Annotated in this window: 17 protein-coding genes; 8 read left to right on the forward strand and 9 right to left on the reverse strand. The window is 59.1% G+C overall.

Annotated features, from left to right (window positions below):
* Window positions 1–106: 106 nt before the first annotated feature.
* Window positions 107–286, forward strand: a complete 180-nt coding sequence (locus tag ACODTO_RS15175; protein WP_139647744.1) for a PA3496 family putative envelope integrity protein — start codon at window positions 107–109, stop codon at window positions 284–286.
* Window positions 287–340: 54 nt separating this feature from the next.
* On the opposite strand, the gene ACODTO_RS15180 is transcribed toward ACODTO_RS15175, so the two are convergent.
* Window positions 341–967, reverse strand: coding sequence for a response regulator transcription factor (locus ACODTO_RS15180; protein ID WP_041020234.1), 627 nt, complete (start codon window positions 965–967; stop codon window positions 341–343).
* Between the two features lie 478 nt (window positions 968–1,445).
* Between ACODTO_RS15180 and ACODTO_RS15185 the strand changes: the two genes are divergently transcribed.
* Window positions 1,446–1,937 carry a hypothetical protein gene (locus tag ACODTO_RS15185; RefSeq protein WP_489106670.1) on the forward strand — a complete coding sequence of 164 codons (492 nt, stop codon included), beginning with the start codon at window positions 1,446–1,448 and terminating at the stop codon, window positions 1,935–1,937.
* Window positions 1,938–2,032: 95 nt separating this feature from the next.
* Here ACODTO_RS15185 and ACODTO_RS15190 read toward each other — a convergent pair whose 3' ends face one another.
* Window positions 2,033–3,250 carry an argininosuccinate synthase gene (locus tag ACODTO_RS15190; RefSeq protein ID WP_024779511.1) on the reverse strand — a complete coding sequence of 406 codons (1,218 nt, stop codon included), beginning with the start codon at window positions 3,248–3,250 and terminating at the stop codon, window positions 2,033–2,035.
* Window positions 3,251–3,377: 127 nt separating this feature from the next.
* Window positions 3,378–4,400, reverse strand: coding sequence for a flagellar protein MotY (locus tag ACODTO_RS15195; RefSeq protein WP_175363296.1), 1,023 nt, complete (start codon window positions 4,398–4,400; stop codon window positions 3,378–3,380).
* A gap of 191 nt (window positions 4,401–4,591) precedes the next feature.
* Between ACODTO_RS15195 and pyrC the strand changes: the two genes are divergently transcribed.
* Entirely contained in the window at window positions 4,592–5,638 is a 1,047-nt protein-coding gene (gene pyrC, locus ACODTO_RS15200) for a dihydroorotase (RefSeq protein ID WP_489106671.1), read from the forward strand.
* Entirely contained in the window at window positions 5,635–6,312 is a 678-nt protein-coding gene (gene rnt, locus ACODTO_RS15205) for a ribonuclease T (protein WP_041020238.1), read from the forward strand. Before pyrC ends, rnt begins: the two co-directional genes overlap by 4 nt.
* 225 nt (window positions 6,313–6,537) lie before the next feature.
* Here the strand turns inward: rnt and ACODTO_RS15210 are convergent, their stop codons facing one another.
* On the reverse strand, window positions 6,538–7,140 hold the full coding sequence (locus tag ACODTO_RS15210; RefSeq protein ID WP_072395029.1) for a peroxiredoxin: 603 nt from the start codon (window positions 7,138–7,140) through the stop codon (window positions 6,538–6,540).
* A gap of 297 nt (window positions 7,141–7,437) precedes the next feature.
* Here ACODTO_RS15210 and ACODTO_RS15215 point away from each other — a divergent pair, with 297 nt between their 5' ends.
* Both ACODTO_RS15215 and bfr read left to right on the forward strand, forming a co-directional pair.
* Window positions 7,438–7,656 (forward strand): bacterioferritin-associated ferredoxin, encoded by a 219-nt coding sequence (locus ACODTO_RS15215; protein WP_024779506.1) that lies wholly within the window; start codon window positions 7,438–7,440, stop codon window positions 7,654–7,656.
* A 199-nt stretch (window positions 7,657–7,855) separates the two neighbouring features.
* Window positions 7,856–8,329 (forward strand): bacterioferritin, encoded by a 474-nt coding sequence (gene bfr / locus ACODTO_RS15220; protein ID WP_024779505.1) that lies wholly within the window; start codon window positions 7,856–7,858, stop codon window positions 8,327–8,329.
* A gap of 224 nt (window positions 8,330–8,553) precedes the next feature.
* On the opposite strand, the gene grxD is transcribed toward bfr, so the two are convergent.
* The 3 genes from grxD to ACODTO_RS15235 all read right to left on the reverse strand — a co-directional run bounded on the left by grxD (window position 8,554) and on the right by ACODTO_RS15235 (window position 11,519).
* The gene (gene grxD, locus ACODTO_RS15225; protein ID WP_139647737.1) at window positions 8,554–8,895 is read right to left on the reverse strand and encodes a Grx4 family monothiol glutaredoxin; all 342 of its coding nucleotides are present in this window, start codon (window positions 8,893–8,895) and stop codon (window positions 8,554–8,556) included.
* A 99-nt stretch (window positions 8,896–8,994) separates the two neighbouring features.
* Window positions 8,995–11,103: a molybdopterin oxidoreductase family protein gene (locus ACODTO_RS15230; RefSeq protein WP_489106672.1), complete on the reverse strand. Its 2,109-nt coding sequence runs from the start codon at window positions 11,101–11,103 to the stop codon at window positions 8,995–8,997.
* 131 nt (window positions 11,104–11,234) lie between these two features.
* Window positions 11,235–11,519, reverse strand: coding sequence for a hypothetical protein (locus ACODTO_RS15235; protein ID WP_139647733.1), 285 nt, complete (start codon window positions 11,517–11,519; stop codon window positions 11,235–11,237).
* Between the two features lie 405 nt (window positions 11,520–11,924).
* Between ACODTO_RS15235 and argF the strand changes: the two genes are divergently transcribed.
* Together argF and ACODTO_RS15245 are read left to right on the forward strand one after the other, a co-directional pair.
* Window positions 11,925–12,845 carry an ornithine carbamoyltransferase gene (gene argF / locus ACODTO_RS15240; RefSeq protein ID WP_139647731.1) on the forward strand — a complete coding sequence of 307 codons (921 nt, stop codon included), beginning with the start codon at window positions 11,925–11,927 and terminating at the stop codon, window positions 12,843–12,845.
* Complete coding sequence (locus tag ACODTO_RS15245; RefSeq protein ID WP_139647728.1) at window positions 12,842–13,951, forward strand: ABC transporter ATP-binding protein; 1,110 nt, start codon at window positions 12,842–12,844, stop codon at window positions 13,949–13,951. The genes argF and ACODTO_RS15245 overlap by 4 nt, the downstream gene beginning before the upstream one ends.
* A 215-nt stretch (window positions 13,952–14,166) precedes the next feature.
* Here ACODTO_RS15245 and ACODTO_RS15250 read toward each other — a convergent pair whose 3' ends face one another.
* Both ACODTO_RS15250 and ybaK read right to left on the reverse strand, forming a co-directional pair.
* The gene (locus ACODTO_RS15250) at window positions 14,167–14,949 is read right to left on the reverse strand and encodes a PhzF family phenazine biosynthesis protein (RefSeq protein ID WP_489106673.1); all 783 of its coding nucleotides are present in this window, start codon (window positions 14,947–14,949) and stop codon (window positions 14,167–14,169) included.
* Between the two features lie 121 nt (window positions 14,950–15,070).
* The gene (gene ybaK / locus ACODTO_RS15255; RefSeq protein ID WP_041020248.1) at window positions 15,071–15,541 is read right to left on the reverse strand and encodes a Cys-tRNA(Pro) deacylase; all 471 of its coding nucleotides are present in this window, start codon (window positions 15,539–15,541) and stop codon (window positions 15,071–15,073) included.
* Between the last annotated feature and the right edge of the window lie 143 nt (window positions 15,542–15,684).

Consider the following 15,684-nt stretch of genomic DNA (forward strand, 5'->3'; position numbering starts at 1 on the left):
GCGTTATTGCTTTTATAGATACATCGATTGAAAAAATCTTTTTTACCCGCTCGTGGTTTATCGATATAAGGTGCCCCAAAGGCAGTCTTAGCCTGGAGTCGAACCCATGAGTACTGGCAAAGAACAACTGGATGTAGAAGACGATTTCATCGCCATTGAAACCGAAGACGCCGAACCGGTGGTGGAAGTGCCCAAGACCAATCTGAGCAAACGCCGAACCATCGACAACCTGCTGGAAGAGCGTCGCCTGCAGAAGCAGCTGGCCGATTACGACTTTGACCTCTGACACGTAAAAGCCTCCCATGTGGAGGCTTTTTACTGAGTACGCGTGCCCGAGACCTCACACCAACCCGTTACGCTGTGCCAGTTCGATCAAATCGACCAGCGAACGGGCATTGAGCTTCAACAACAAACGGGTCTTGTAGGTACTGACGGTCTTGTTGCTCAAAAACATTCCATCCGCAATTTCCTTGTTGGTTTTTCCGCGAGCCAGTTGCTGCAGCACCATCATTTCCCTTCCAGACAAACGATCCACCATATCGGATTCGCTGGCATTGCCAAGACTCGAACGCACCGTGTGCAGCGCCTGGTTGGGAAAGTAGCTGTAGCCGGAGAGTACGGCTTTTATCGCACTCAACAACTCCGTGAGGTCCTGTTGCTTGCATACATATCCGGCCGCGCCTGTCTGCATGCATCGCATCGAAAAATGCCCGGGTGCCTGAGAGGTCAGTACCAGCACTTTCAATGGTGAGGGGTTGGAGGTCAGACGCGCAATGACCTCCAGCCCGTCCAATTTCGGAATACCAATATCCAGGATGACAATATCGGGGGCTTGCTCCCGGGCAAGTTGTAACGCATCGACGCCGTTATCCGTTTCGGCAATAACTTCATAACCATGACGCTCCATCAGTAAACGTACAGCAAGACGAATGACGGGATGATCATCAACGATCAGCACTTTATTCATGGGCAAATCCAACTTCGCTGTTCGAATTTTTAGAGCAGGCACAATAGCCTAGTCATTTCTACCTTGGCATGCCGCGCCCCCTGGCCGCCCACACCGAAAGACGCAACCTACAGGCAACACAGAAAATTCCTACAAATTCTCGCAGAAATAATGTGCCATGAATGGGTCCGCAGAAAGCGGGTGGCGCTTTCACAGTCCCCGCCCCCCTATGAATAGCGCGGTTTTTACCCTGTAGAAGCGTTCCTTTTACATATAGATAGAGACTCGACAGCTCATAAAAAGTAACTGAATTATTTACCCATAAACGTCATTTTCTCCAACCCGCGCATCAGAATTCATATAAAAGGACAGGACCATTCAATACGACATTTACAACAAGACACCCCCATCTTATATATTCAAGCTCATCAAACCCAACAAACCATTAAAGTTCATGCCACTTAAACTAACCGAACTGGATCACTCATGAGCATTCACCATGAACAAGCCTTTGAAAACCATTGCAAACCCCATGACCCTCATCGCCATATTCGCAACCTTATCCGAAACCTCCGCGGCGATTTCCTTGCCGTTTCTGGATGATCAGGATCGTAAATATTATCTGTGGTTCCTGATCAGCTTTCCTTTTTATCTCCTGCTTCTTTTTTTCATCACGCTCAACTTCAACTATCGCTCGTTGTATTCCCCTTCAGACTTTCGCAAGAACAAACACTTCGTCAAGACCATGGATGACCCGACATGCCGCGGTAAACGTGTGTTCCGTCGCCCCCACAAAATAAAAAAATGGCGGGAGCGCCTTCAGCGAGGAAAGCATGATCCACGGCGAGTGATACTGGTCGTGTGCAACCCTTCGGAACGGCTGATCGAAGTCGATCGAGCAAAACGCTCAAAACAGGCTGCGCAGCCCACAGAGATAGTCGTGTACGTCATGTACAACCGCGACCGGGCAGGCGTTGTGCCGGACGGATGAGCGCTACGCAGAAAGCGCCGCAACGAGGCGCAGCACAGGTAGGGAAGGCAAAAAAAACGGCCTGCTCAGGGCAGGCCGTTTTCACATCGACAGGATCAGAACAGCTTGCGACCCTTGTTCGCCGCGATGCGCATGCGCAAGGCATTGAGCTTGATGAACCCGGCCGCGTCGGCCTGGTTGTAGGCGCCACCGTCTTCTTCGAAGGTCGCGATGTTGGCATCGAACAGCGAATCGTCGGATTTGCGCCCGGTCACGATCACATTGCCCTTGTACAGCTTCAGGCGTACGACACCGTTCACATTGACCTGGGAGGCGTCGATCATCTGTTGCAGCATCAGACGCTCAGGACTCCACCAGTAACCGGTGTAGATCAGGCTGGCATACTTGGGCATCAACTCGTCTTTGAGGTGCGCCACTTCGCGGTCCAGGGTGATCGATTCGATTGCCCTGTGAGCACGCAGCATGATGGTGCCGCCTGGGGTTTCGTAGCAACCACGGGACTTCATGCCAACATAACGGTTCTCGACGATGTCCAGACGACCGATGCCGTGTTCGCCACCGATACGGTTCAGGGTCGCCAGCACAGTGGCCGGGCTCATTTCCACGCCGTCCAGAGCGACGATATCGCCGTTGCGATAGGTCAGCTCCAGGTATTGTGGAGTATCCGGGGCCTTTTCCGGGGAAACGGTCCAGCGCCACATGTCTTCTTCGTGCTCGGTCCAGGTGTCTTCCAGCACGCCGCCTTCATAGGAGATGTGCAGCAGGTTGGCATCCATCGAGTACGGGGATTTCTTCTTGCCGTGACGCTCGATCGGGATCGCATGCTTCTCGGCGTAATCCATCAGTTTTTCACGGGACAGCAGGTCCCACTCGCGCCACGGGGCAATGACTTTCACGCCGGGCTTGAGGGCATAGGCGCCCAGTTCGAAACGCACCTGGTCGTTGCCTTTGCCGGTGGCGCCATGGGAAATGGCGTCGGCGCCGGTTTCGTTGGCGATTTCGATCAGGCGCTTGGCGATCAGCGGACGGGCGATGGACGTACCAAGCAGGTACTCGCCTTCGTAAACGGTGTTGGCACGGAACATCGGGAACACGAAGTCGCGGACGAATTCTTCGCGCAGGTCATCGATGTAGATCTCTTTGACGCCCATGGCCTGAGCCTTGGCGCGTGCAGGCTCGACTTCTTCGCCCTGCCCCAGGTCAGCGGTGAAGGTCACCACTTCGCAGTTATAAGTGTCCTGCAGCCACTTGAGGATCACCGAAGTGTCCAGGCCGCCGGAATACGCCAGAACGACCTTGTTTACGTCCGCCATGCCATCACTCCACGGGTTGTACGGAAAGCCGTCAAGTCTAACGTCCGGCGCAGATAATTTACAGAGGCGCGACAGCTTATGACGACGAAGCGACAGATTATGTCGACCGCGCGACGATCAAATCGAATCAGGATGTCCGCGCAGTGGCCGGAACGGGACTCGGGGCCGAGGTCTTGGCCGGCGCAGCCGCGGGCGACGGGGCCTTGGCGGGTGCGGCGGTCGGTGCTGGCGCCTTGGCCGGAGCCGCAGCGGGCGCGGGTGCTGGTTGAAGGGCAGGTTGAGGTACCGGCGCTTCGGTGGGGGACACACGCGACAGCTGGACGACCACACGGCGGTTCTTGGCCCGGTTGGCGGCGTTGGTGTTGGGTACCAGAGGGTAGCGCTCGCCATGGAAGCGCAAGGTGATCTGCGACTCCTGGAAGCCATTGGCCTTGAAGAAATCCTGGACCGCCAGAGCCCGGCGGCGCGACAGCTCACGATTGGTCAAACGGTTACCGCTGTTGTCGGAGTGACCGTCAAGCTCGACATGATTGACGCTCGGGTCCGCCTTGATGAAGTCGAGCATCACCTGCAATTGGGCCTTGGCGTGTGCGTCGAGCTCGACCTCTTCGCCGGGGAAGCCGATCTGGGTCTGCTTAATCTGCTCGAAATTCTTTGGCAACAGTTTCGCCACACAACCTTGATAGTCGCTGAAGGCCTTGTTGAAGCGCACGGGCAGTAGCCGGACTTCCGACACCCTCCCGTCCTCGGTGTTGCGACGCACTACCGGGCTACGCCCCTCCATCAGCCCGCTGATCAAACGACCCGCCTGGACCTGGGAGCTGTTGAACAGCACGTCGCCACTGCCGATCCTGACCGATCCCAGGTTGATGTCGCCCCGCCCCGGTTGCCACGGCGCAGCCGCCGCCAGCAACGTTGCCGACCCGCCACCCATCATCGGATTGTAGGTCTTGAGGCGGAACGTGGCCTGCTCGCCCGCCCGGCGAACGAATTCGCCGCTGCCGAAATCGGTGATCGGCTGGCTCAGCCGGCACTCGAACTTGTCGCCTTCAACCGTCCACTCAATGCTCTCCAGACGGGTCTGGAAAGTGAGCGCCATGGCAGGAAGACTGGCAAACACACTGAGCAAGGCTAGATAACGCTGGCGCACGGGAGGCTCCACTGGCTTTTGTACGAAATTCGGTACTCGCTGGGCGCATCACGCCGCCCCGAGACACGGCACGGATTCGGTTCATGCCTGAAGGAGCTATCGGTCACTTGCGGCAAAACTTGATAGCGAGTGCCTGCATCGGTCTTTTCCGGTAGCATTCCCCAGAGTTTGACCCGCCTGGAAGCCCCCCAATGTCCGACCGCCTGACCCTGCTGCGTCCCGACGACTGGCATATTCATCTTCGCGATGGTGCTGTGTTGACCCATACCGTCGCCGATGTCGCGCGCACCTTCGGGCGCGCAATCATCATGCCCAACCTGGTTCCGCCCGTGCGCAATGCCAGCGAGGCCGGCGGCTATCGCCAGCGTATCCTCGCCGCACGCCCGACCGGCAGCCGCTTCGAACCGCTGATGGTGCTTTACCTCACCGACCGTACCCAGCCCGAAGAAATCCGCGACGCCAAGGCCAGCGGCTTCGTCCATGCCGCCAAGCTGTACCCTGCCGGCGCCACGACGAACTCGGACTCCGGGGTCACCAGCATCGACAAGATCTTCCCGGCGCTGGAGGCCATGGCCGAAGTCGGCATGCCCTTGCTGATCCACGGTGAAGTCACCCGCGGCGACGTCGACGTATTCGACCGCGAGAAGATCTTCATCGACGAGCACATGCGCCGCGTCGTGGAGCGCTTCCCGACACTCAAGGTCGTGTTCGAACACATCACCACCGGCGATGCCGTGCAGTTCGTCAACGAGGCCCCGGCCAACGTCGGCGCAACCATCACAGCGCATCACCTGCTGTACAACCGCAACCACATGCTGGTGGGCGGGATCCGGCCGCATTTCTATTGCCTGCCGATCCTCAAGCGCAACACCCACCAGGAAGCCCTGCTCGATGCCGCCACCAGCGGCAGCGCCAAGTTTTTCCTCGGCACGGACTCGGCGCCCCACGCCCGCCATGCCAAGGAAGCGGCCTGCGGTTGCGCCGGTTGCTACACCGCCTATGCCGCCATCGAGATGTACGCCGAGGCGTTCGAACAACGCAATGCGCTGGACAAGCTCGAAGGCTTCGCCAGCCTCCATGGCCCACGTTTCTACGGCCTGCCGGTGAACACCGATCGTATTACCCTGGTCCGCGACGAATGGACCGCCCCCGCCAGCCTGCCCTTCGGCGAGCAGACTGTCATCCCGCTGCGCGCCGGTGAAAAACTGCGCTGGCGCCTGCTGGAGGAAAGCGCGTGAGTGAAGAGCATTTCGATGACGAACTGGACGGCAACGGCGGTTCAAGCGGCACTCGCCACCCCATGGCTGCCCGGTTCCGGGGTTACCTGCCGGTCGTGGTCGACGTAGAGACCGGCGGTTTCAACTCCGCCACCGATGCGCTGCTGGAAATTGCCGCGACCACCATCGGCATGGACGAAAAAGGCTTTGTGTTCCCCGATCACACCTATTTCTTTCGCGTCGAACCCTTCGAAGGTGCCAACATCGAAGCGGCGGCCCTGGAATTCACCGGGATCAAGCTCGATCATCCACTGCGCATGGCCGTCAGTGAAGAAACAGCCCTGACCGACATCTTCCGCGGTGTGCGCAAGGCGCTGAAGGCCAACGGCTGCAAACGCGCGATCCTGGTCGGGCACAACAGCAGCTTCGACCTCGGTTTCCTCAACGCGGCCGTCGCGCGCCTGGACATGAAGCGCAACCCGTTCCATCCCTTCTCCAGCTTCGACACCGCCACCCTGGCCGGCCTGGCGTACGGCCAGACCGTGTTGGCCAAGGCCTGTCAGGCTGCCGACATCGACTTCGACGGCCGTGAAGCCCACTCGGCCCGCTACGACACCGAGAAAACGGCCGAACTGTTTTGCGGAATCGTCAATCGCTGGAAGGAGATGGGTGGCTGGCAGGATTTCGACGACTGATGCAAATCCTGGCTTGGCTTTATGTGGCGAGGGGATTTATCCCCGCTGGGCTGCGCAGCAGCCCCAATGGCAACGACTCAACCGGAACTGATACACCGAGTGAGTGCTTTTAGGGCTGCTGCACAGCCCAGCGGGGATAAATCCCCTCGCCACAAGTACTGCGTGCAGTTCTAAACCATAAAAAAACCGGCCCATCGAGAGCCGGTTTTTTTATGCCTGGTTCGCTTACAGCTTGTCGCCGTGCTCACCCAGGTAAGCGGCAACGCCTTCAGGCGATGCAGTCATGCCCTTGTCGCCTTTTTTCCAGTTGGCAGGGCAGACTTCGCCGTGCTCTTCGTGGAATTGCAGGGCGTCGACCAGACGGATCAGCTCTTCCATGTTACGGCCCAGTGGCAGGTCGTTGACGATCTGCGAACGGACCACGCCTTTGTCGTCGATCAGGAATGCACCACGGAAAGCCACGCCGCCTTCGGACTCGACGTCATAGGCCTTGGCGATTTCGTGCTTCATGTCGGCAGCCATGGTGTATTTCACCGGGCCGATGCCGCCGCCGTTGATCGGCGTGTTGCGCCAGGCGTTGTGGGTGAAGTGGGAGTCGATCGAAACGGCAATCACTTCAACGTTACGAGCCTTGAAATCGTCCATGCGGTGGTCCAGAGCGATCAGTTCGGACGGGCAGACGAAGGTGAAGTCCAGCGGATAGAAGAACACCAGGCCGTATTTGCCTTTGATGGCCGAGGACAGGGTGAAGCTGTCGACGATTTCGCCGTTGCCGAGAACGGCAGGAACGGTGAAGTCAGGGGCTTGCTTGCCTACGAGTACGCTCATTGGATATCTCCTGGTGTAATAACGTGAAAAACTAAGATTCGCGTCAGCCTGTCACCCTCCGGCGACAGCCCTGTGACACGAACCCGCTTCGCAAGGACCGACCATCATACACCGGGCATTTGGGCTGTCCTCAACGGTTTTTTGGCGTTATCGAAAAATCGCCAGAGTGCCACTAAAAAACCGTTCGTCAGCCCGTGGCGGCTCCAGCCCAGACACTTCAGAAACCACTTTGACAATCATTCTCGTTAACATTAAGATCCGTCTCAATTGAGTCACAACCAGCGACGGTTCTCACTTATGTATGTATGCCTCTGCACTGGCGTCACCGACGGACAAATCCGCGAAGCGATCTATGAAGGTTGCTGCAGCTATCGCGAAGTCCGCCAGGCCACCGGCGTAGCCAGCCAATGTGGCAAATGCGCCTGCCTGGCCAAGGAAGTGGTGCGTGAAACCCTCGCCAAAGCGCAAACGGCCCAGGCGTCGATCCCCTTCCCCGTGGAATTCAGCGCCGCTTAATAACCAGCTTTCAAAAGAACCGGACTCAGTGTCCGGTTTTTTTATGCCTGTAAATCAATTGCTTAGCTTCAAGACGCGGAACACAAACATTCTTATTCCGATTAATTTTCATTTATTATTCAATAACTTAGGTTTGACACCCGTAAGTACGCGGCTCAAACTCTGCCTTATAGACAGCTACTACAGGGCAGGCCTCACCATGAAAGGCGACGTTACAGTCATCCAGCATCTCAACAAGATCCTCGCCAATGAACTGGTCGCAATCAACCAGTACTTCCTGCACGCACGCATGTACGAAGACTGGGGCCTGAACAAGCTGGGCAAGCACGAGTACCACGAGTCCATCGACGAGATGAAACACGCGGATAAACTGATCAAGCGCATCCTGTTCCTCGAAGGCCTGCCGAACGTCCAGGACCTGGGCAAACTGCACATCGGCGAACACACCCGGGAAATGCTCGAGTGCGACCTGCGTATCGAACGCACCGGCCACACCGACCTGAAAGCCGCCATCGCTCATTGCGAAAGCGTTGGTGACTTCGGCAGCCGTGAACTGCTGGAAGACATCCTCGAGTCCGAGGAAGAGCACATTGACTGGCTGGAAACCCAACTGGGCCTGATCGACAAGGTCGGTCTTGAGAACTACCTGCAATCGCAGATGGGCGAAGAATAACCTTCGCCAAAAACGAGCCACTAAAAAGCCCCGCCCTCTGACGAGAGGCGGGGCTTTTTATTGCCTGGCGACCCAGGCGACACTGAACATCTACTGTGGGAGCGAGCCTGCTCGCGATTGCGGTGTATCAGCCGCCATCACTGTATCTGACCCGCCGCAATCGCGAGCAGGCTCACTCCCACAAGATCCCTGTTCAACCACAGCGTGTGTGGCGAACATGAGGATCAGGCTTCGGTCTTGCTCTCTGCCGCTTTTACGACAGCATTCTTGATCGTGGTCTGCAGCGAACCGTCAGCGGCCATCTCGGTCATGATGTCGCTACCGCCGATCAACTCACCTGCGACCCACAGCTGTGGGAAGGTTGGCCAGTTGGCGTACTTCGGCAGGTTGGCACGGATTTCCGGGTTCTGCAGGATGTCCACGTAGGCAAACTTCTCGCCACATGCCATTACCGCCTGAGCAGCCTTGGCCGAGAAACCGCACTGCGGCGCATTCGGCGAGCCTTTCATGTAGAGCAGGACGGTGTTGTTGGCAATCTGATCTTTGATCGTTTCGATGATATCCATGGAGCACCTCGGCTTAAACTTCGCGACTCAAGTCGTCGACACGGTGGCGCATTGTAACGGAAAGCCGAGCAAGGTGCTCGGTCTCCTCCACAGACAAGTTCACGCAGCCGCCACCGTTACTGGCACGCCATTGAGTGCCGCATTGCCGGACAACTCGTCCAGCTGGCGTTCGTCGGTCAGATCATTGGCGCTGGAGCCCGGCTGCTCGCTGGCAATGCTCATCTGCACACCCGGCCGGGCATGCCCCCAACCGTGAGGCAGGCTGACCACGCCTTTCATCATGTCCGGGCTGCCCAGCACTTCGACTTCGATCACCCCCACCCGTGAACTGACCTTCACTCGTTGCCCATCGCTCAGACCACGACTGGCCAGGTCATCCGGATGCATCAGCAATTGATGACGCGGCTTGCCCTTCACCAGTCGATGGAAGTTATGCATCCAGGAATTGTTACTGCGCACATGCCGACGGCCAATCATCAGCAACTCATCCGGCTTGGGTGTCGGCAACGCGGCGAAACGCCCGATATCGGCGAGAATCACCGCGGGGGCGGCCTGCACCCGCCGGTTTTCGGTCTTCAGCCGCGGCGCCAGGTTAGGCTTGAGCGCCCCCAGGTCGATGCCATGGGGATGGTCAAACAGTGTCGCCAGGGACAATTTGTGCGGCGAAGCATCTCCGTAAGCGCCCGCCCGCAAGCCGGCGTCGATCATTTGCGCGGGCGGCATGGTCGGTTTGAGCTCCTTGCCGGTCCTGGCGGCGAAGGCCTTGGCCAGGCCGACGAAGATCTCCCAGTCGTGCAGGGCGCCCTCGGGCTTGGGCAGGATGGCCCGGTTGAAACGGGTGACGTTGCGCACCGCGAACAGATTGAACGTGGTGTCGTAATGGTCATTTTCCAGGGCGGAGGTCGAGGGCAGGATCAGGTCGGCGTAGCGGGTGGTCTCGTTGATGTACAAATCGACGCTGACCATGAATTCCAGCCCGTCCAGCGCCTGCTCCAGTTGCCGCCCGTTGGGCGTGGACAGTACCGGATTGCCAGCCACGGTGACCAGCGCCCGGATCTGGCCTTCGCCCTCAGTGAGCATTTCCTCGGCCAAGGTCGACACCGGCAGCTCGCCGGCGTACTCGGGACGCCCGGATACACGGCTTTGCCAGCGGTTGAAATGCCCGCCCGAGGTGCTGGCCACCAGATCCACCGCCGGTTCGGTGCACAGCGCCCCGCCCACCCGGTCCAGGTTACCGGTCACCAGGTTGATCACCTGGATCAGCCAATGGCACAGGGTGCCGAAAGCCTGGGTCGAGACGCCCATTCGCCCATAGCAGACCGCCGAGGGCGCGGCCGCGAAGTCCCGGGCCAACTGACGAATCTGCGACGCCGGCACCGCACAGAGCGGGCTCATCGCTTCGGCGGTGAAGGTTGCGACAGCCTCGCGCACCTCCTCAAGGCCATCCACCGGCAAGTGGCTATCACGGGTCAGGCCTTCGCTGAACAAGGTGTTGAGCAGGCCAAACAACAGCGCGGCGTCACCACCGGGGCGCACGAAAAGATGCTGGCTGGCCATGGCCGCCGTTTCGCTGCGACGCGGGTCGACCACCACCACTTTGCCGCCGCGGGCCTGGATCGCCTTCAGGCGCTTTTCGACATCCGGCACGGTCATGATGCTGCCATTGGACGCCAACGGGTTGCCGCCCAGTATCAGCATGAAGTCGGTGTGGTCGATGTCCGGTATCGGCAGCAGCAGGCCGTGGCCATACATCAGGTGGCTGGTCAGGTGATGGGGCAACTGGTCCACGGAAGTAGCCGAGAAACGGCTTCGGGTTTTCAACAGCCCCAGGAAATAGTTGCTGTGGGTCGTCAGTCCATAGTTATGCACGCTGGGGTTGCCCTGGTAGACCGCCACCGCGTTCTGACCATGGCGCTCCTGAATGGCTGCCAGGCGTTCAGCGACCAATGCAAACGCTTCGTCCCAGGCGATGGGCTGCCATTCGCTGCCAATCCGCTGCATGGGTTGGCGCAAACGATCCGGGTCGTTCTGGATATCCTGCAGGGCCACCGCCTTGGGGCAGATGTGGCCACGACTGAAGCTGTCCAGCGGATCGCCCTTGATCGAGGTGATCGCCAGGCCCTGGCCTTCGGTTTCGGTGGTTTCCAGGGTCAAGCCGCAGATGGCTTCACACAGATGGCACGCACGGTGATGAAGAGTCTTGGTCATGGCCAGTCTCTGTTTTATTCGTGGCGGCCGCTTTCGGCCGCGGGAACAAAACTATGGCGCGTGATCCACGCCTTTGCCAGCGAGGTTCGTCCTGTGAATTGCCGGGCATCAGGCTTACCGATGAACTGGCATCAATGCTCGGGGGGCGGCGCCAATAGCTGGATCTCTTCGACGGTCTGCACCTGTTCCTGAGCGATAGGTTCTCCCGTCAGCTCCCCGATCAACCGCCAATGCTCGTCGAGCCCGCCGCTGATGGTGGCCATGCGATCGATCATTCGGCGACCGGCGGCCTTGATGACTTCATCGTCGCTGCGCAACAACTCGAATGACATGGACGTCACCGAAGCGGTGAGGTGAGTCAGGGAGCGCGCCGTCAGCCCCAGCAGCTCCATCAGTTGTTGCTCTTTCGAATCCATTTCGAAGCTCCTGCGTCTAGGGGTTCTTTTATAACCCACCCTTTTTGCATTAGGAAATGTTTCACACTGACCAACAGACAGGCGAATCATTGAGCGCCAGGTCATAAAGCGACCACCCGTCATGCCAGGCCCGCCCCGACTGATTGCCAAGCCGCGCAACGCCAGTGTACAAATGGGTCGCTGCTGTCAGGAAACCGGCCTCAAACATGTCATCACAGTCTGGTGATGCCCCTGCTGAAATCCCCAAAAACCGTAGCCCTATTGGTAAGACGCGACATTTAATGTCAATATCGCGCCTTCCCCTATTTTCGTCGCCCCCGTGCGGCTTTTGCCGCAGGTCTCGCCCGTTTTTTTATTAAACAAGGCTTTGAGCATCTGCGGTCTGTTACAAAAAGGTAGTCAATCATGAGCGCAAGGCACTTTCTCTCCCTGATGGATCTCACGCCCGATGAGTTGCTCGGCGTGATCCGTCGAGGCGTGGAGCTCAAAGACCTGCGTAACCGCGGCGTACTGTTCGAGCCCCTGAAGAACCGCGTACTGGGCATGATCTTCGAGAAATCATCGACCCGTACCCGTATTTCGTTCGAAGCCGGCATGATCCAGCTCGGCGGCCAGGCGATCTTCCTGTCGCCTCGCGATACCCAGCTGGGCCGTGGCGAGCCGATTGCTGATTGCGCCATCGTCATGTCGAGCATGCTCGACGTGATGATGATCCGTACCTTTGCCCACAGCACCCTGACCGAATTCGCCGCCCATTCCCGTGTGCCGGTGATCAACGGCCTGTCCGATGACCTGCACCCGTGCCAGTTGCTTGCCGACATGCAGACGTTCCTTGAACACCGTGGCTCGATCCAGGGCAAGACCGTGGCCTGGATCGGCGATGGCAACAACATGTGCAACAGCTATATAGAAGCGGCGATGCAATTCGACTTCCAGTTGCGCATCGCCTGCCCCGAGGGCTACGACCCCAACGCCGAACTGGTGGCCAAGGCCGGGGACCGGGTGTCCATTGTCCGTGACCCGAAACTGGCCGTGGCCGGTGCGCACCTGGTGAGCACCGACGTCTGGACTTCCATGGGCCAGGAAGAAGAAACCGCCAAGCGCCTCGAGCTGTTCGCGCCGCTGCAGGTCAACCGGGCCCTGCTCGACCTGGCGGATGCCGAGGTGCTGTTCATGCATTGCCTGCCGGCTCACCGTGGCGAGGAGATCAGCTTCGACCTGCTGGATGATCCGCGCTCGGTCGCTTGGCACCAGGCCGAGAATCGTCTCCATGCACAAAAGGCCCTGCTCGAGTTCCTTGTCGAGCCGGCGTATCACCACGCATGAGTCATCCCCTGCTGTTGAATCTGCACAACCTGGCCTGCGGTTACCAGGACCAACGGGTCGTGCAGAATCTCAACCTGCACCTCAATGCCGGCGACATCGGCTGCCTGCTCGGCTCGTCCGGGTGTGGCAAGACCACGACATTGCGGGCCATTGCCGGCTTCGAGCCGGTGCACGAAGGTGAAATCCAACTGGCCGGGGAAACCCTTTCCCGCGCCGGCTTCACCCTGGCCCCGGAAAAACGTCGTATCGGCATGGTGTTCCAGGACTACGCGCTGTTTCCCCACCTGAGTGTCGCGCAGAACATCGCCTTCGGCATCCGCAAGCATCCGAACAGGGAACGCGTGGTGGAAGAGCTGCTGGAGCTGGTCAATCTGAAGAACCTGGGTAAACGCTTTCCCCACGAACTGTCCGGCGGCCAGCAACAGCGCGTGGCACTGGCCCGAGCGCTCGCGCCGGAGCCACAGCTGCTGTTGCTCGACGAACCGTTCTCCAACCTCGACGGCGAGTTGCGTCGCAAGCTCAGCCATGAGGTGCGGGACATTCTCAAGGCCCGCGGCACCAGCGCCATTCTGGTCACCCATGACCAGGAAGAAGCCTTCGCCGTGAGCGACCACGTCGGCGTGTTCAAGGAAGGTCGACTGGAACAGTGGGACACGCCCTACAACCTGTACCACGAACCACTGACGCCCTTCGTCGCCAGTTTTATCGGACAGGGCTATTTCATCCGTGGCCGGCTCGAAAGCCCGGAATCGGTGCAGACCGAGCTGGGTATCCTGCGCGGCAACCGGGCCTACACCTGGCCTGTCGGTGGCGCAGTGGATGTGCTGTTGCGGCCGGACGATATCGTCTATGCACCGGACAGCCCACTGACGGCCAGGATCGTCGGCAAGACCTTCCTGGGGGCTTCGACCTTGTATCGCCTGCAATTGCCGACGGGAGCGCAGCTGGAGTCGATCTTTCCGAGCCATGCCGATCATCAGGTCGGCGCCCATGTCGGTATTCGCGTGTTGGCTGAACATCTGGTGCTGTTCCAGGCCTCGGGTAGTACGGCTGCGCATATACCGTTGGTGGAGAGTGGGGTACGGCGGTACAGCGCGGCCCATTGAGTCAGGCCGAGACGCCCTCTTCCCGTGGTCTCTGATCTTTGATTGCGGGGGGCAACTGTCTATCTTTGCCGCCGTCATCGCGAGCAGGCTCGCTCCCACAGGTCTTGGTGGTGTATGCAAAGGCTGCGTACACCCCAACTCCCATGTGGGAGCGAGCCTGCTCGCGATGGCGGCCTGACAGCCGACATCGCTCTCCCGGCTGTACTCAGTTCAGATCAACCCAGCAACAACGTCCCACCGGCCACCAACCTCGCATCCCCGCCAATCTTCACCCGTTCCCCCTCCAACCGACAGAACAGCGCCCCGCCCCTGGCCGAGCATTGATAAGCCGTCAGCCCCAGTTTGCTCAGGCGCTTGGACCAGTACGGAACCAGGCTGCAATGGGTCGATCCGGTCACCGGGTCCTCGTTGATACCAATCGCTGGCGCAAAGTAACGCGAGACAAAGTCATGCCGGCTACCCGGCGCGGTAACGATAGCGCCAGGCCACGGCAGTTTGGCCAAGGCCGTCATGTCCGGTTTGCAATCGAGCACCGCTTGTTCCGACTCCAGTACCACCATCAGCACATTGGAAGTGAGGACGTCCACCGCCTCGACCCCCAGGGCGTTCTGCACGGCCAGGGAGGCGCCCAGTTCGCTGGGGATCATGGCCGGAAAATCCAGCCACAACCGGTCACCTTCGCGACTGACGCTCAAGGGGCCGGATTTGCACATGAAATCCAACCGGTCGGCAGTCTCGTGGTAGATATCGAACAGCACATGGGCGCTGGCCAGCGTGGCGTGTCCGCATAGCGGGACTTCGGTGGTGGGGGTGAACCAGCGGATGTGCCAATACTGGCCTTCGCGCACCAGGAACGCGGTTTCGGCCAGGTTATGTTCGGCGGCGATCTTGTGCATCAAGTCATCGGCCAGCCAGGCATCGAGCCGATAGACTATCGCCGGGTTGCCGCCAAAGGGGCGGTCGCTGAACGCATCGACTTGATGAAACGCAAGCTGCATGGCCTTCTCCTTGATCCTTGTTATAGGGGCGCGAGCATGAAGCGCCTTGACGCCGTCACGCCAGTGACAGATTCAGTGAATTTTCACCCTACAGCGTAGGGCAAGATCTGCCCGCAAGAGATCAGGCGCGACCGATATCGGCGAACGCCGCCCCGGTATGCTCGGCCAGTACCCCTGGCGCCAGTTCCACCTCCAACCCGCGTCGCCCCGCGCTGACATAGATGCTGGCAAAGGGTTGGGCGGAACGGTCGATGAAGGTGCGCAAGCGCTTCTTCTGCCCCAACGGGCTGATACCGCCCAGCAGATAGCCCGTGGAGCGTTGCGCGGCGGCCGGGTCGGCCATCTCGACTTTTTTCACACCGGCGGCATGGGCCAGCGCTTTCAGGTCCAGGCTGCCGACCACCGGCACCACCGCCACCAGCAACTCGCCTTTTTCACTGGCGGCCAGCAGTGTCTTGAACACCTGCGCCGGATCCAACCCCAGTTTTTCCGCAGCCTCCAGGCCATAGGAGGCGGCCTTGGGGTCGTGTTCGTAGCTGTGGATACGATGCTCGGCGCGCACTTTTTTAAGCAGATCCAATGCGGGGGTCATGACCGCTCCTGAAGAAATCAGAAAAGAGTGGGCCGGGATTCTAAGTCATACTTCACGAATAGTTGAAAATATGACCGAAGGTTCACTTTCAATCTTTGACAGCAGCGTTTCTTGTCTATATTTTTTCGAAAGTGAAAGCCAGA

This window comes from Pseudomonas sp. FG13, assembly GCF_057809755.1.

Coding starts and splice junctions, on each gene's coding strand:
- ACODTO_RS15175 (WP_139647744.1), top strand. CDS start 107: ATGAGTACTGGCAAAGAACAACTGGATGTAGAAGACGATTTCATCGCC.
- ACODTO_RS15180 (WP_041020234.1), bottom strand. CDS start 967: ATGAATAAAGTGCTGATCGTTGATGATCATCCCGTCATTCGTCTTGCT.
- ACODTO_RS15185 (WP_489106670.1), top strand. CDS start 1,446: ATGAACAAGCCTTTGAAAACCATTGCAAACCCCATGACCCTCATCGCC.
- ACODTO_RS15190 (WP_024779511.1), bottom strand. CDS start 3,250: ATGGCGGACGTAAACAAGGTCGTTCTGGCGTATTCCGGCGGCCTGGAC.
- pyrC (WP_489106671.1), top strand. CDS start 4,592: ATGTCCGACCGCCTGACCCTGCTGCGTCCCGACGACTGGCATATTCAT.
- ACODTO_RS15210 (WP_072395029.1), bottom strand. CDS start 7,140: ATGAGCGTACTCGTAGGCAAGCAAGCCCCTGACTTCACCGTTCCTGCC.
- ACODTO_RS15215 (WP_024779506.1), top strand. CDS start 7,438: ATGTATGTATGCCTCTGCACTGGCGTCACCGACGGACAAATCCGCGAA.
- bfr (WP_024779505.1), top strand. CDS start 7,856: ATGAAAGGCGACGTTACAGTCATCCAGCATCTCAACAAGATCCTCGCC.
- grxD (WP_139647737.1), bottom strand. CDS start 8,895: ATGGATATCATCGAAACGATCAAAGATCAGATTGCCAACAACACCGTC.
- ACODTO_RS15230 (WP_489106672.1), bottom strand. CDS start 11,103: ATGACCAAGACTCTTCATCACCGTGCGTGCCATCTGTGTGAAGCCATC.
- ACODTO_RS15235 (WP_139647733.1), bottom strand. CDS start 11,519: ATGGATTCGAAAGAGCAACAACTGATGGAGCTGCTGGGGCTGACGGCG.
- argF (WP_139647731.1), top strand. CDS start 11,925: ATGAGCGCAAGGCACTTTCTCTCCCTGATGGATCTCACGCCCGATGAG.
- ACODTO_RS15245 (WP_139647728.1), top strand. CDS start 12,842: ATGAGTCATCCCCTGCTGTTGAATCTGCACAACCTGGCCTGCGGTTAC.
- ACODTO_RS15250 (WP_489106673.1), bottom strand. CDS start 14,949: ATGCAGCTTGCGTTTCATCAAGTCGATGCGTTCAGCGACCGCCCCTTT.
- ybaK (WP_041020248.1), bottom strand. CDS start 15,541: ATGACCCCCGCATTGGATCTGCTTAAAAAAGTGCGCGCCGAGCATCGT.